At 36.6% G+C, this 14,556-nt stretch carries 13 protein-coding genes; 12 read left to right on the plus strand and 1 reads right to left on the minus strand.

Annotated elements, in window-relative coordinates:
• Window positions 1-155: 155 nt before the first annotated feature.
• The 3 genes from recA (at window position 156) to FC57_RS02550 (ending at window position 4,275) form a co-directional block, all read left to right on the plus strand.
• Window positions 156-1,265, plus strand: coding sequence for a recombinase RecA (gene recA / locus FC57_RS02540; protein WP_007125231.1), 1,110 nt, complete (start codon window positions 156-158; stop codon window positions 1,263-1,265).
• Window positions 1,266-1,383: 118 nt separating this feature from the next.
• Entirely contained in the window at window positions 1,384-3,015 is a 1,632-nt protein-coding gene (gene rny / locus FC57_RS02545) for a ribonuclease Y (protein ID WP_007125232.1), read from the plus strand.
• A gap of 102 nt (window positions 3,016-3,117) precedes the next feature.
• Window positions 3,118-4,275, plus strand: a complete 1,158-nt coding sequence (locus tag FC57_RS02550) for a glycosyltransferase family 4 protein (RefSeq protein WP_007125233.1) — start codon at window positions 3,118-3,120, stop codon at window positions 4,273-4,275.
• A gap of 29 nt (window positions 4,276-4,304) precedes the next feature.
• Here the strand turns inward: FC57_RS02550 and FC57_RS02555 are convergent, their stop codons facing one another.
• A complete protein-coding gene (locus tag FC57_RS02555) occupies window positions 4,305-4,967 on the minus strand; it encodes a YigZ family protein (RefSeq protein WP_007125234.1) in 663 nt (220 codons plus the stop codon).
• A 44-nt stretch (window positions 4,968-5,011) separates the two neighbouring features.
• On the opposite strand from FC57_RS02555, the gene FC57_RS02560 reads away from it, so the two are divergent.
• The 9 genes from FC57_RS02560 to FC57_RS02600 all read left to right on the plus strand — a co-directional run bounded on the left by FC57_RS02560 (window position 5,012) and on the right by FC57_RS02600 (window position 14,483).
• The gene (locus FC57_RS02560) at window positions 5,012-6,298 is read left to right on the plus strand and encodes a helicase-related protein (RefSeq protein WP_007125235.1); all 1,287 of its coding nucleotides are present in this window, start codon (window positions 5,012-5,014) and stop codon (window positions 6,296-6,298) included.
• Window positions 6,295-6,990, plus strand: coding sequence for a ComF family protein (locus tag FC57_RS02565; RefSeq protein WP_007125236.1), 696 nt, complete (start codon window positions 6,295-6,297; stop codon window positions 6,988-6,990). Before FC57_RS02560 ends, FC57_RS02565 begins: the two co-directional genes overlap by 4 nt.
• A gap of 81 nt (window positions 6,991-7,071) precedes the next feature.
• Window positions 7,072-7,617, plus strand: coding sequence for a ribosome hibernation-promoting factor, HPF/YfiA family (gene hpf / locus FC57_RS02570; protein WP_007125237.1), 546 nt, complete (start codon window positions 7,072-7,074; stop codon window positions 7,615-7,617).
• 143 nt (window positions 7,618-7,760) lie between these two features.
• Window positions 7,761-10,160 (plus strand): preprotein translocase subunit SecA, encoded by a 2,400-nt coding sequence (gene secA / locus FC57_RS02575; RefSeq protein WP_007125238.1) that lies wholly within the window; start codon window positions 7,761-7,763, stop codon window positions 10,158-10,160.
• Window positions 10,161-10,215: 55 nt separating this feature from the next.
• Window positions 10,216-11,332 (plus strand): peptide chain release factor 2 gene (gene prfB / locus FC57_RS02580; RefSeq protein ID WP_148449527.1). Its coding sequence is split into 2 segments (ribosomal slippage): window positions 10,216-10,287 and window positions 10,289-11,332, totalling 1,116 coding nucleotides; the frame shifts between segments, so codons are not numbered across the junction.
• Window positions 11,333-11,340: 8 nt separating this feature from the next.
• A complete protein-coding gene (locus FC57_RS02585; RefSeq protein WP_007125240.1) occupies window positions 11,341-11,610 on the plus strand; it encodes a hypothetical protein in 270 nt (89 codons plus the stop codon).
• A gap of 16 nt (window positions 11,611-11,626) precedes the next feature.
• On the plus strand, window positions 11,627-12,595 hold the full coding sequence (gene hprK / locus FC57_RS02590; protein WP_007125241.1) for an HPr(Ser) kinase/phosphatase: 969 nt from the start codon (window positions 11,627-11,629) through the stop codon (window positions 12,593-12,595).
• Window positions 12,588-13,427 carry a prolipoprotein diacylglyceryl transferase gene (gene lgt / locus FC57_RS02595; RefSeq protein ID WP_040529420.1) on the plus strand — a complete coding sequence of 280 codons (840 nt, stop codon included), beginning with the start codon at window positions 12,588-12,590 and terminating at the stop codon, window positions 13,425-13,427. Before hprK ends, lgt begins: the two co-directional genes overlap by 8 nt.
• A 36-nt stretch (window positions 13,428-13,463) precedes the next feature.
• Complete coding sequence (locus FC57_RS02600; protein WP_007125243.1) at window positions 13,464-14,483, plus strand: NAD(P)H-dependent glycerol-3-phosphate dehydrogenase; 1,020 nt, start codon at window positions 13,464-13,466, stop codon at window positions 14,481-14,483.
• Window positions 14,484-14,556 lie beyond the last annotated feature (73 nt).

Here is a 14,556-nt window from a genome sequence, read left to right on the forward strand (position 1 = left end):
ATTTGCTTCTTTTTTTGTTTCTTCGGAAAAAAAACACGTTTTTTTGCGTAATAAATAGTGTAGGCTAAATATTTTGAACATTAGTTTGCATTTTGCTTGCAAATTAGATATTGGACAAAGTATAATTATTAAGTACAAAAAATTAGGAGGACGAAATGGCCAAAGATGAAAAAAAGGCTGCTTTAGATGCAGCGCTCAAGAAAATTGAAAAGAACTTTGGTAAAGGTGCTGTTATGCGTATGGGTGAAAAAGCTGATACGCAAATTTCAACGGTGTCAACAGGTTCACTTGCTTTGGATGCTGCCATTGGTGTTGGTGGCTATCCTCGTGGCCGTATTATCGAAGTTTATGGTCCTGAATCATCTGGTAAGACTACTGTTGCACTTCATGCTGTAGCTGAAGTACAGAAACGTGGCGGTACAGCTGCTTATATTGATGCCGAAAATGCAATGGATCCTGCTTATGCGGAAGCTTTGGGCGTTGATATTGATTCACTTATTTTATCTCAACCTAACACTGGTGAAGAGGGGCTGCAGATTGCCGATACTTTGATCTCGAGTGGAGCAATTGACATTGTAGTAGTTGACTCAGTAGCTGCATTAGTACCTCGTGCTGAAATTGAAGGCGAGATGGGGGATGCTCACGTGGGTTTGCAAGCACGTTTAATGAGTCAAGCCTTGCGTAAGTTATCTGGTACTATTTCTAAAACCAAAACGATTGCCATTTTTATTAACCAGATTCGTGAAAAAGTTGGTGTTATGTTTGGTAATCCTGAAACTACGCCAGGTGGTCGTGCTTTGAAGTTTTACTCCACGATTCGTCTTGAAGTAAGAAGAGCAGAACAAATTAAGCAATCTGGTGAAGTTCTTGGTAATCGTGTCAAAATTAAGGTTGTAAAGAACAAGGTTGCTCCGCCATTTAAGGTAGCAGAAGTAGATATCATGTATGGTAAGGGAATTTCACAAAGTGGTGAATTGCTCGACATGGCTGCTGATAAGGATATTATTGATAAGGCAGGTTCGTGGTATTCATATAAGAGCGATCGAATTGGACAAGGCCGCGAGAATGCTAAGAAATATCTTGAAGAACACCCAGATATTTATCAAGATATTCAAGAGCAGGTTAGAAAAGCTTATGGTATTGATAAGCAATCAATTGCTGATCGTGAAAATCCTGAAAGAATAAAGGAAAAGCGTGAAGAAGCACAAGCTAAGGAAGAGAAAAAAGCTTCAACAGATGCTAAAGACGCTGAAAAGACAAAATAAAAAGTGATATGAACCTTGGAATTATCTTCCAAGGTTTTTTCATGTAGATTGACATGGACTCGTAGGTTCTTTATCATAAAAGTTGTGTGAATAATTCTAAAAAAAGGCGATAGTAATCATGAATACAATAATTATGATTCCCGTCGCAACTGCCATTGTTTCGATTTTGGTGGGTACAGTGTTGGGTTATGCGATTCGTAAGCATTCTTGGGAACAGAAAGCTCAGAATGCGCAGAATGATGCTGACCACATTTTGGCTGATGCTAAGGCACAGGTAACTGCTGCTGAAGCTGAAGTTAATGCACAAAAGCAAGCAGCGGAAGCTGTTAAACAAAGTGCTGAAAATACTAAGAAAGAAAAAATTCTTGAAGCTCAAGAACAAATCCGTGATTTTAGGCAAAAAACCGAAGATGAATTGAATGTTAAGAAAGACAATTTAGCTCGGAAAAAGAACCGTTTGCAACAACGTGAAGATACCTTAGATCATAAGAATTCTTTATTAGATGAACGAGAAGCTGGACTCACGCAAAAGGAAGACCAATTAAAGCAGCAAGATGCTAGCCTAAAGGCAAAATTGGCTGAAGCTGATGAGTTAGTAGAAAATAGACGGCAAAAGCTATATGACGTAGCTAAATTAGATAAAGAACAAGCTAGGAAGATTGTGCTTGATCAATTATCTGATGAACTAGTCAAAGAACGTGCCGAGATGATCAGAAATAGTAACGAAGAAGTTAAGGCTAGAGCTGATCATTATGCTAATCAAGTTATTGTTGATGCTATTCAAAGCAGTGCAGCAGATACTGTGGCTGAAACCACTGTTTCTGTTGTTGATTTACCAAATGAAGAAATGAAGGGTCGAATTATTGGTCGTGAAGGCCGTAATATTCGCTCATTTGAAGCTTTGACTGGTATTGACCTAATTATTGATGATACGCCAAAGGTTGTTACATTAAGCGGATTTGATCCAATTAGACGAGAAATTGCTAAGAGAGCAATGGAACGTTTGATTAAAGATGGTAGAATTCACCCAGCTCGAATTGAGGAAATGGTTGATAAGGCCAGAAAAGAAGTTAATGATGATATTTATGAAGCAGGTGAAAGTGCTTTGATGGAGCTTGGTATTCATAGAATGAATCCAGAGCTAGTTAAGACACTAGGCCGCTTGAAATATCGTACTTCGTATGGACAAAATGTTTTGTCACACTCAATTGAAGTTGGGAAGCTAGCAGGTACTATGGCTGCGGAACTGGGCTTAGATGAAAAGTTAGCGGTTCGCGCGGGATTATTACACGATATAGGTAAAGCCATCGATCATGATATTGAAGGTTCCCATGTAGAAATTGGGGTTGAATTAACACGTAAATATCATGAACCTGATGTTGTAGTTAACGCGATTGCTGCACACCACGGTGATGTGCCTAAGCTATCGTTTATTGCTGAACTTGTTGTTGCAGCAGATACGATTTCTTCGGCTCGTCCAGGTGCAAGAAGCGAGAGTTTGGAGAATTACATCAGACGTTTGACTGAGCTAGAAAAGATAGCTAAGAGCTACCAAGGCGTCAAGCAAGCATATGCTATTCAAGCTGGACGTGAGGTTCGGGTTATGGTTGAACCTGATGAAATTTCAGATGATCGTACAGTTATTTTGGCACGTGATATCCGTAATCAAGTAGAAAAAGAACTGGATTATCCAGGTAATATCAAGATTACCGTTATCCGTGAAAAACGAGTTGTAGCGATTGCTAAGTAAGTTAAAAGGTTTGGAATAAAAGTTCCAAACCTTTTTTGCTATTTGTACAAATTCTTGTCTACTTGTATAATTAAAACAAGTAAATAAGGAAAGTAGCCATATATGTTTAAAATTATTGTTGAATTATTCTTATTAGTAATTATCTCAGCGGCAATTACGCCATTTATTCGGCGGCTTGCCTTTGTGTTAGGGGCTGTTGATAATCCAAATGCTCGTCGTGTTAATAAGAAACCAATGCCAACTATTGGGGGACTGGGCATTTTTGTTACTTTTAATATTGGTGCATTTGTGCTTTTACGAGAGCAATTTCCTACTCATGAGATTTTTTCAATCCTGCTTGCTTCAAGTGTAATTGTACTAACAGGATTAATTGATGATATTCTTGAATTAAAACCTAGACAAAAAATGTTTGGGATTTTTATCGCATCATTGATTATTTATTTCTTAGCTGGCATTAGAATGAATGTACTAAAACTGCCGCTTATCCCACATGAGATTAATTTAGGTTGGTGGAGTTTTCCAATTACTATTTTTTGGATTCTTGCTCTAACGAATGCAGTTAACCTGATTGATGGTTTGGATGGTTTAGCTGATGGCGTATCAATGATTTCGTTAACGACAATGGGGATTGTCGGATATTTCTTTTTGCATACGCACCAGCTTTATGTACCAATTGCCTGCTTTATGTTAGCAGCTTGTTTGTTGGGCTTTTTGCCATATAATTTCCATCCAGCCAAGATTTTTTTAGGTGATACTGGTGCACTGTATATTGGCTTTATGATTGCCGTATGGTCTTTAAAAGGACTAAAAAATGTCACTTTTATTTCGTTGTTGGTCCCAATTATTATTTTAGGTGTTCCAATTACTGATACAGTTTATGCGATGATTCGACGCAAATTGAATAAAAAGCCAATTTCAGAAGCGGATAAACATCACTTGCATCATCAATTAATGCGAATGGGCTTGACTCATCGACAAACAGTTTTAACGATCTATGCTTTGTCATTAGTTTTCTCGTTTATTTCGCTTTTATTCTTATTGTCACCAGCATGGGGCACTTGGCTTCTTATTCTTGGTTTAGTAATTGCGCTTGAATATTTCGTAGAATCAATTGGATTATTAGGTGAAAAGTATCATCCTTTAATGAATTTGATTCAAAAAATTATTAATCAGAAGAGTAAGACGGATCCAACCGTTGAAGTTTGGCACTTAGGTGATGAAAAACCAAATCAATTAAAAAGTAAAAAAGATCAAAAATAAAACGTTTAGCAAAATTTGCTAAACGTTTTTTACTGTTCATGATAATTATTGCTTTTTACTGGAATTTCATTGTAGCGTTTCTCGCCTTTGGTAAAAGTTACTTGACCAGAGAGTAAGTTGGTTAGATCATTCTTAGTATTTTCTTGATTATCATCATCTAAGAAAATATGGATCTTAACATCTACGCCATACTCTGCGTTAGCAATAAAAATTTTATTGGTTTTTAGATAGTGATCAATTTCATCAAAACGATTATAAGGTACGCTGAAAATTAATTCTTGTTGAAGAACGCGTTTGATTACACCTATCTTTTCGACAGCATTAGTTACACTGTTGGAATAAGCGCGGATGAGCCCGCCAGCGCCCAATTTAATGCCACCAAAATATCTAGTAACGACAACAGTCACGTTTTTCAGATTCATTAATTGTAATGCTTTAAGTTCAGGAACTCCTGCAGTTCCTGAAGGTTCACCGTTGTCGCTTTCTTTAACTTGGTCATCATTTAGACCGATTGTGTAAGCGAAAGTATTATGAGTGGCATCCCGATACTGTTTAGAAATCTTTTGAATAAATTTATTAGCTTCATCAGTTGAAGTGGTTCTAGCAATAGTGGCAATGAATCTACTTTTTTTGATAACTAATTCAACGGAGCCATTTTCTTTGATAGTTAAAAAATTTTCTTTTTCTGACAAAAAAATCGCCTCTTTTTGCGTAATAAATAATAGAGGTGAGAAAAATGGAAGATTCAACTCTATTATTGGGTCGTCAATGGATTGCTAGTCAAGAGGATTCTAGCATATTTGTGAGATGCAGCAAAATCCCAGCAATTGAAAACGGAAAATGCAATCGATGTGGCAGTGAAGTTAAATATTGTTTGCCCAATGGTAAGCGGTATTGCCGTGGTTGTATTGGATTAGGACGGATTGATGAAGGAGCTATTTTGGTTCGGAAAAACTGTGACTATTCCTTTGAGGCGATAGAAAATGGTGGCATGACTTGGAAAGGACAATTAACACCGCTGCAACAAGAAATCTCGAATAGTTTGGTTCAAAATTTTAAACAAAAGAAAAATAGCTTAGTTCACGCAGTTACTGGTGCAGGAAAGACGGAAATGCTTTTTAACTTAATTGCTCAATGTATGAAAAATGGTCAAAGAGCTTGTATTGCTACACCAAGAATTGATGTGGTAAATGAGCTGTTTCCACGTTTTGAAATAGCTTTTGCTGAGATTCAAATTGGCAAATATCATGGGCGAGAATTTAAAGAGCCGGGATTAGAACAATTAACAATTTGTACAACGCATCAATTATTGAAGTTTTATCAAGCTTTTGATTTGTTAGTGATTGATGAGGTAGATTCATTCCCGTATGTGGGTGATCCTCAGTTGCATTTTGCGGCTAAAAATGCAGTGAAAACAAGTGGAGTTAGAGTATATCTAACGGCTACGCCAACAACTGATTTGCTAAAAGAAGTTAAACAGGGACAATTGGAGATTTTAAAATTGAATCGCCGTTTTCACGGTGGACTTTTGCCAGTGCCTAAGGAAAAACTTTTTATTAAACCCTTTTTAAATAAAAGAGGACAGATTCACTCTAAATTGCTGATTGAGATTAAAAAAGTAATTCGAAGTGGACATCCTTTGCTTTTATTTGTGCCACGAATTGAACAGATCCCGGTTTATTTACAGGTTTTAGTAGAAAAACTAAAAGATGAAAAAATTAAGATAGCAGGAGTACATGCACAGGATCCACAACGGTTGGAAAAAGTGCAAGCCTTTCGTGATCGCAAGCTGAATTTGTTGTTAACCACAACTATTTTGGAACGTGGGGTAACTTTTAAAAACGTCTGGGTGATTATTATTGCTGCCGATGATCCAATTTATACTGCAGCTAGTTTGGTTCAAATAGCTGGGCGAGTTGGTCGAGCAAAAGATGACCGTAATGGGTTAGTTTTATATTGTTATCATCGCTATACTAAAAATATTCGGAGCAGTATCAAACAAATTAAGGAAATGAATCAATGAGAAACTGTTTATTATGTGAACAAGAATTTATTCCACCAGTCTATTTTGCTCAAATTTTTTCATTGAAAAAATTTCGTCCAACTAAAATTTGTTTGTACTGTTTAAAACAATTTGAAAAATTAACCGATAATCGTTGTACAATCTGCTCTAAAAATATGGAAAATGGATTAGTTTGTATTGATTGTAAAAACTGGCAAAGTTTATATCATGGGAATGTTTTGCGTAATCATGCACTTTATCGATATAATGCTGCCTTTCATGATTTAATGGTTGCTTATAAAAGGCGCGGTGATTATGTTTTGCGGGAAGTTTTACAAGAATTGTGTTTTGAATATTTGAAGAAAATCCAATTTGATTATTATGTTCCGGTGCCTACTTCTCCTGAACATAAAAAGAAGAGACAATTTGATACAATTTCAGCTATCTATGACGATATTTTGACTCTTACGCCGCTTTTAGGTAAAAAAGCAGGTAGTCATGCACAGGGAGAGAAAAACAAGGAAGAACGGCTTAAAACGCCGCAAGCCTTTTTCATTGATAAAAATGTCAAAGTAAACGAAAATATAAGAACAGGTAAAATCCTGATTTTAGATGATATTTATACAACAGGCAGAACGCTCTACCATGCCCGTGATTGCTTGCAAGAAGGTTTTCCAGAAGCAAAAATTGAAAGCTTTTCAATTTGTCGCTAGATTTATTATGAAACGCTTTCATCTTTTGGTATAATAAGTTTGTAAAGATAAAACCGCTTTGCGGTGAAAGGAGAATCTTATATGTTAAAGTACAATGTTCGTGGAGAAAATATTGAAGTAACTGATGCTTTAAGAAGCTATGTTGAGAAACGGTTAAACAAGTTAGAGAAATACTTTGAATTGAGTCAAGATGTGATTGCACACGTAAACTTGAGAGTGTACCGTGATCATTCTGCTAAGGTAGAAGTTACTATTCCTTTACCATACTTAGTTTTGAGAGCTGAAGAAAACACGGATGATATGTATCGTAGCATTGACTTCGTTTCCGAAAAACTTGAACGTCAAATTAGAAAATACAAGACTCGTGTAAACAGAAAGAGCCGTGAAAAGGGTATGCAAGACTTCTTCGTTGAACAACCCGAAGAAGAAGAAAAGAAGCCTAGCGAATTCGATATCGTTCGTAACAAGCGCGTAAGCTTAAAGCCAATGGATCCAGAAGAAGCAATTTTGCAAATGGATATGTTGGAACACGACTTCTTCGTATTCGAAGATGCTGAAACTAACGGTACTAGCGTTGTTTACCGCAGAAACGATGGTCGTTACGGTTTAATTGAAACTAACGAATAATCGAGTTAAAATACTCATTAATGATAAAAACCTCGCGTTTATTCATACGTGAGGTTTTTTAATTGGAATATTTTTCTTTTACAAGCAATCATGTTAAAATTAATCTGTATTTTTAGACTTTACGACATATAAGGACCGATTTAATGGTAAACATTTTAAGAAAACTATATAACGACGATAAAAGAGAACTTAAGAAATTTGAAAAAATTGCAGCTAAAGTTGAATCTCATGCTGAAGAAATGAGCAAGTTGTCTGACGAACAATTGCAAGCTAAAACTCCAGAATTTCGTGACCGTCTTAAAAAAGGTGAAACTTTGGATGAACTCTTGCCTGAAGCTTTTGCCGTTGCTCGTGAAGGTGCTAAGCGTGTTTTAGGGCTTTACCCATTTCACGTTCAAATTTTAGGTGGTATTGCACTTCACTTTGGTAACATTGCCGAAATGATGACTGGTGAAGGTAAGACTTTGACAGCGACAATGCCTGTTTATTTGAATGCTCTTGAAGGAAAGGGCGTTCACGTTGTTACTGTTAACGAATATCTTTCTAGTCGTGACGAAGAAGAAATGGGTCAACTTTACAAGTGGCTTGGCTTAACTGTTGGTTTGAACTTGAACTCAATGTCACCAGATGAGAAGCGTGAAGCTTATAACTGTGACGTCACCTACTCAACCAACTCCGAATTAGGTTTCGACTACTTGCGTGACAACATGGTTGTTTACAAGGAACAAATGGTACAACGTCCATTAAATTACGCAATTATCGACGAAGTTGACTCTATTTTGATTGATGAAGCTAGAACTCCATTGATTATTTCTGGTGAAGCTGAACAAGCAAACAGCGACTACATCCGTGCCGATCGCTTTGTTAAGACGTTAACCGAAGACAAGAGCGATGATGATGCAGACGATGATGAAGATCATGGTGATTACAAGATCGACTGGCCAACGAAGACGATTTCTCTTACTAGAACTGGTATTGAAAAGGCCTGCAAGCATTTTGGCTTAAAGAACTTGTATGATGTTGAAAACCAGAAATTGGTTCACCATATTGATCAAGCCCTTCGTGCTAACTACATTATGCTTAAGGATATCGATTATGTTGTCCAAGATGGTGAAGTATTAATCGTTGACTCATTTACTGGTCGTGTAATGGAAGGCCGTCGTTATTCAGATGGTTTGCACCAAGCTATTGAAGCTAAGGAAGGCGTTAAGATTCAAGAAGAATCAAGAACGCAAGCTACAATTACTTACCAGAACTTCTTTAGAATGTACAAGAAGTTGTCTGGTATGACTGGTACTGCTAAGACTGAAGAAGAAGAATTCCGTGAAATCTATAACATGCAGGTAATCACGATTCCTACTAACCGTCCAATTGCTAGAAAAGACATGCCTGATATTTTGTATCCAACTTTAGATTCAAAATTTAAGGCAGTTGTTGATGAAATTAAAAAGCGTCACGCAACTGGTCAACCTATTCTAGTTGGTACTGTGGCTATTGAAAGTTCTGAGCGTTTAAGCAAGATGCTTGATGAAGCTGGTATTCCTCATGCTGTTTTAAACGCCAAGAACCACGCTAAGGAAGCTAAAATTATTATGAACGCTGGTCAACGTGGTGCTGTAACTATTGCTACTAACATGGCTGGTCGTGGTACTGATATTAAGTTAGGGCCTGGTGTTAAAGAACTTGGTGGTTTAGCTGTTATTGGTACTGAACGACACGAATCACGTCGTATTGATAATCAGCTTCGTGGTCGTTCTGGTCGTCAGGGTGACCCAGGTTACACTAGATTCTACTTGTCACTAGAAGATGACTTAATGAAGCGTTTCGGTGGTGATCGTGTTAAGGACTTCTTGGATCGTTTGTCAGATAATGATGATGACAAGGTTATTGAAAGTCGTTTGATTACTCGTCAAGTAGAATCTGCTCAAAAGCGTGTTGAAGGTAATAACTACGATACTCGTAAGCAAACTTTGCAATATGATGATGTTATGCGTATTCAACGTGAAATCATCTATGGTGAAAGAATGCAAGTTATTGAAGCAGATAAATCATTAAAGAATGTTTTGGTTCCAATGATTCATCGTACAATTGATCACCAAGTTAACATGTTTACCCAAGGTGATAGAAAAGACTGGCGTCTTGATTCATTACGAGACTTTATTTCTTCAAGTTTAACTAGTGAAAAAGTAACTGATTCAATTGACTTTAAGACAATTAGCGTTGCAGATTTGAAGAAGAAGTTATACGACATTGTAGAGAAGAACTTTGAAGACAAGGAGAAGGCTCTGGGTGATCCAAGTCAAATGCTTGAATTCGAAAAGGTTGTTATCTTGCGTGTCGTAGATGACCGTTGGACTGATCATATCGATGCTATGGATCAATTGCGTCAATCAATTGGTCTTCGTGGTTATGGTCAACTTAATCCATTGGTTGAATATCAAGATTCTGGTTACAGAATGTTTGAAGAAATGATTTCAAATATTGAATTTGATGTAACTCGTTTGTTCATGAAGGCTGAAATTAGACAAAATCTTAGTCGTTAATAAAAAGGAAGGGGAGTTAATAGCTTCCCTTTTTTTGCAGTAAAAGGAAGAAATTATGGAAATTAGTGAAATTCAAAGTGCGTTAGACGAGCTTAAGAAGCGTTTAAATCACTTTAGGGGGTCTCTTTGACCTCGATGCAATTGATGAAAGCATCGAAATAAATGAAGCCAAGATGGCTCAACCAGATTTTTGGAATGATCAAGAAAAAGCGCAAAAATTAATTAATGACAATAATCTTTTAAAGGAAAAGCGAGATTCATTTTTAAAACTGCAAAAAGGCTATGAAGATGTTTCAACTGCATTAGAGTTATTGCGAGAAGAACCAGATGCGGATTTGCAAAAAGAAACAGAAAATGATTTAGCTAATTTGCAGGAAGAATTCCACAACTATGAATTAGACTTGCTTTTATCTGGTAAATACGATAATCATAATGCGTTGCTTGAAATTCACCCAGGAGCTGGTGGTACAGAAGCCATGGACTGGGGTCAAATGTTGTTAAGAATGTATCAACGCTATTGTGATAGTGCTGGCTTTAAGTTTGAAATTAATGATTATGAACCAGGTGAAGAAGCTGGGCTGAAAAGCGTTAGTGCAAGAATCGTAGGCAAAAATGCTTACGGGATGCTTAAATCCGAAAATGGCGTCCATCGTTTAGTTAGAATTTCGCCATTTGATGCGGCTAAAAGACGTCACACTTCATTTGCTTCTGTTGAAGTGATTCCAGAAGTAGATGACAGTATTAAAATAGATATTGATCCGAAAGATTTACGGATTGATGTTTATCGTTCAAGTGGTGCTGGTGGTCAGCATATTAACAAGACTTCTAGTGCTGTACGAATTACCCACTTGCCAACTGGTATCGTTACTACTTCTCAAGCACAGCGTTCACAATTGCAAAACCGTGAAACTGCAATGAATGAATTAAGAGCAAAGTTGTTTCACTTAGAAGAAGAAAAAAAGCGGAAACAAAAACAGGCCCTTAAAGGTGATCAAAAAGAAATTGGATGGGGTTCACAGATTAGATCCTATGTTTTCCATCCATACAATTTAGTTAAAGACCTGCGAACTGGTTATGAAACAGCAGATGTAAATGGCGTAATGGATGGTAAATTGCAACCATTTATTTATTCATATTTGCAGTGGCTACTTAGTCAAGAAAATCCAGAATAGGTGAAAAAATGAGTTTTTTAGGAATTGTCACGCTCGTTTTAGTAGCGGTAATTATTTTAAGTTTACTGTTTGTGCTTTTTAAGGCCTTTATTCTTCTTTTACCAGTAGCTTTAATTGCTATTGCGATCATCTGGCTTATTTACTGGATTGCCGGTAAAAGAAATAAAGAGAATATGCCAAGCAGCAGTTCTTATTTTGATTGGTTTAAGGCAAGTACCACTCAAACGCAGAGCAGAAAGCATGCTCGTAATGTAACTACAAAGGATATCAATAAATAGTTGGGAGGTCATTATTATGGCTAATGCGGTTAAATTAAGTAAGTTGATCCAAGACAACAAGAGCATTCTTGATATTTTTCAAGGTGAAGAATGTATTAAAGATAAAGAAGTCTTGGTTTCAGATATCTATCGTCCAGGTCTGGAATTAACAGGTTATTTTGATTTCTATCCAGCACAGCGTATTCAATTGTTAGGGCGGACTGAAATTTCATATGCAGCTAGACTTGATCATGATATCCGGACACATGTTTTTACAAAAATGGCTACTAAAGCTACCCCTTGCTTTTTGATTTCACGTTCATTGCCTGTACCTGAAGAATTATCTGCTGCAGCTGAGGAAGCACATATTCCAATTTTACAAACTAGAGAATCCACGACTTATATTTCAAGTATTTTAACGGAATATCTGCGTGCACGTTTGGCTAAAAGAACTAGTATCCATGGTGTTTTAGTTGAAATTAAGGGTATGGGTGTTCTCTTAACTGGTGCTTCTGGTGTTGGTAAATCTGAAACTGCTTTGGGCTTAGTTCAAAGAGGCCATAGATTAATTGCTGATGACCGAGTAGATGCCTTTCAGAAAGATCACAATACTGTTGTTGGTGAAGCACCTAAGATTTTAAAGCACTTAATGGAAATCAGAGGGATTGGTATTATTGATGTCATGAACTTATTTGGTGCTGGTGCTGTTAAAAATAGAACTGAAATTCAGTTGGTAATCAACTTAGTTAACTGGGATCCTAAAGCAAATTATGATCGCTTAGGTTTTCAAGAAAATACTCGGATGATTTGCAATGTACCTATTCCACAAGTTAATATCCCAGTGAAGGTTGGACGTAATATTGAAATTATTATTGAAGTAGCTGCAATGAACTTTAGAGCTAAGAAGATGGGGTATGATGCTACGCAAACCTTTGATAATAATTTAACCAGTCTGATTTCAGAGCACTCAAAAGAGGATGCAAATAAGGTGCCACATGATGACTAATTTAGTAATTAATCCTATTGCATTTCAATTAGGTAATCTTAGCGTCAAATGGTACGGTATAATTATGGCTGTGGCCATTGTCTTAGCAGCTTGGATGGCTATCAATGAAGGCAAAAAAAGACAAATTATTAGTGATGACTTCGTTGATTTATTATTATGGGCAGTTCCATTAGGCTATGTGGGTGCCCGTATCTATTATGTGATTTTTGAATGGGGCTATTATTCTCACCATCCAGATCAAATAATTGCTATTTGGAATGGTGGAATCGCTATTTATGGTGGTTTAATTGCTGGATTAATAGTTTTACTCATCTTTTGTCACAAAAGAAACCTACCGCCGTTTTTGATGTTAGATATCATTACGCCTGGTGTAATGGCTGCTCAGATCTTAGGCCGCTGGGGCAACTTTGTTAATCAAGAAGCACATGGTAGTCCTACTACATTACATTTTTTGCAAAGTTTGCATTTGCCGGAGTTTATCATTCAACAGATGAAGATAGGTGGCACTTATTATCAGCCAACTTTTCTTTATGAATCTTTTTTCAATTTAATTGGCTTGATTTTAATTTTGTTATTACGGCATCGTACACATTTCTTCAAGCAAGGAGAAGTTTTCATGACCTATCTTCTTTGGTATAGTGTAGTAAGATTCTTTGTTGAGGGGATGAGAACAGATAGCCTATACATTTTTGGTATAATACGTGTATCACAGGCATTAAGTTTAATCCTCTTTATTGCTACAATAATTTTATGGATTTATCGGCGTAAAGTTGTTAAACCTAAATGGTATTTAGAAGGTAGCGGATTAAAATATCCGTATACGAGAGATTAATAGGAAAATCAGTTTAGAAAGATTGAGAGATAAAAAATGACAAAAATTGCAGTTTTAGGTAACGGTTCATGGGGTTCAGTATTAGGCTCAATGTTAGCTGATAATGGTAATGATGTAACTCTTTACGGCAACATTGAAAGTGTTAATGAAGAAATTAATGCTACTCATACTAACAGCCATTATATGAAGGATTGGAAGCTTAACGAAAATGCCAAGGCTACTGGTGATTTGGAAGAAGCACTTGATGGTGCAGAACTTGTATTATTCGTTTTGCCAACTAAAGCCGTAAGAATCGTAGCTAAAAATGTTCGTAAGGTTTTGGACAAGACTGGTCAAAAGCCACTTTTAGTAACAGCTACTAAGGGTATTGAACCAGGTACCAAGAAACTTATTTCAGAGATCTTAACTGAAGAAATTTATCCTAATGATTCAGATAAGATTGTTGCTATTTCTGGACCAAGTCATGCAGAAAATGTTGCTCAAAAAGACTTGACGGCTATTGCATGTGCTTCAACAGATGAAGAAAATGCAAAGAAAGTACAAAAGATCTTTTCAAATGATTATGTTCGTTTCTATACCAACGATGATTTAATCGGTGTAGAAGTTGGCGGTGCTGTTAAGAACGTTATTGCGATTGCTGCTGGTATTTTAGTAGGTCAAGGCTATGGCGATGATGCCAAGGCTGCTTTGATGACTAGAGGTTTGGCAGAAATTACTCGTTTAGGTGTTAACTACTTTGGTGCTAAACCAATGACCTTCAGTGGTTTGTCAGGTATTGGTGACTTGATCGTAACTTGTACTTCAGTTAACTCACGTAACTGGCGTGCCGGTAAGCAAATTGGTGAAGGCAAGAGCTTAGATTATGTTTTAAAGAACATGGGCCAAGTTGTTGAAGGTGCTACTACTGTTAAGGCTGTTCATGAACTTAGTGAAGAAAAGAACATTGATATGCCAATTAGTGATGCGATTTACCGTGTTCTTTACGAAAATTCAGATGTAGCTACTGAAATCAAGAAAATGATGGGTAGAGCACCTAAGCCAGAAATTCGTCTTTAATTATTTAAGCAAAATAATTGGCAATAATTTAAATCTATAGTATTATTTACTTATGAAAAGTAAGTAAAGGAGT

Origin of the sequence: Lactobacillus ultunensis DSM 16047 (genome assembly GCF_001436305.1) — a bacterium.
Taxonomy (GTDB): domain Bacteria; phylum Bacillota; class Bacilli; order Lactobacillales; family Lactobacillaceae; genus Lactobacillus; species Lactobacillus ultunensis.

Coding starts and splice junctions, on each gene's coding strand:
- FC57_RS02585 (WP_007125240.1), top strand. CDS start 11,341: ATGAGTTTTTTAGGAATTGTCACGCTCGTTTTAGTAGCGGTAATTATT.
- FC57_RS02600 (WP_007125243.1), top strand. CDS start 13,464: ATGACAAAAATTGCAGTTTTAGGTAACGGTTCATGGGGTTCAGTATTA.
- lgt (WP_040529420.1), top strand. CDS start 12,588: ATGACTAATTTAGTAATTAATCCTATTGCATTTCAATTAGGTAATCTT.
- hprK (WP_007125241.1), top strand. CDS start 11,627: ATGGCTAATGCGGTTAAATTAAGTAAGTTGATCCAAGACAACAAGAGC.
- secA (WP_007125238.1), top strand. CDS start 7,761: ATGGTAAACATTTTAAGAAAACTATATAACGACGATAAAAGAGAACTT.
- rny (WP_007125232.1), top strand. CDS start 1,384: ATGAATACAATAATTATGATTCCCGTCGCAACTGCCATTGTTTCGATT.
- FC57_RS02560 (WP_007125235.1), top strand. CDS start 5,012: ATGGAAGATTCAACTCTATTATTGGGTCGTCAATGGATTGCTAGTCAA.
- FC57_RS02550 (WP_007125233.1), top strand. CDS start 3,118: ATGTTTAAAATTATTGTTGAATTATTCTTATTAGTAATTATCTCAGCG.
- FC57_RS02565 (WP_007125236.1), top strand. CDS start 6,295: ATGAGAAACTGTTTATTATGTGAACAAGAATTTATTCCACCAGTCTAT.
- recA (WP_007125231.1), top strand. CDS start 156: ATGGCCAAAGATGAAAAAAAGGCTGCTTTAGATGCAGCGCTCAAGAAA.
- hpf (WP_007125237.1), top strand. CDS start 7,072: ATGTTAAAGTACAATGTTCGTGGAGAAAATATTGAAGTAACTGATGCT.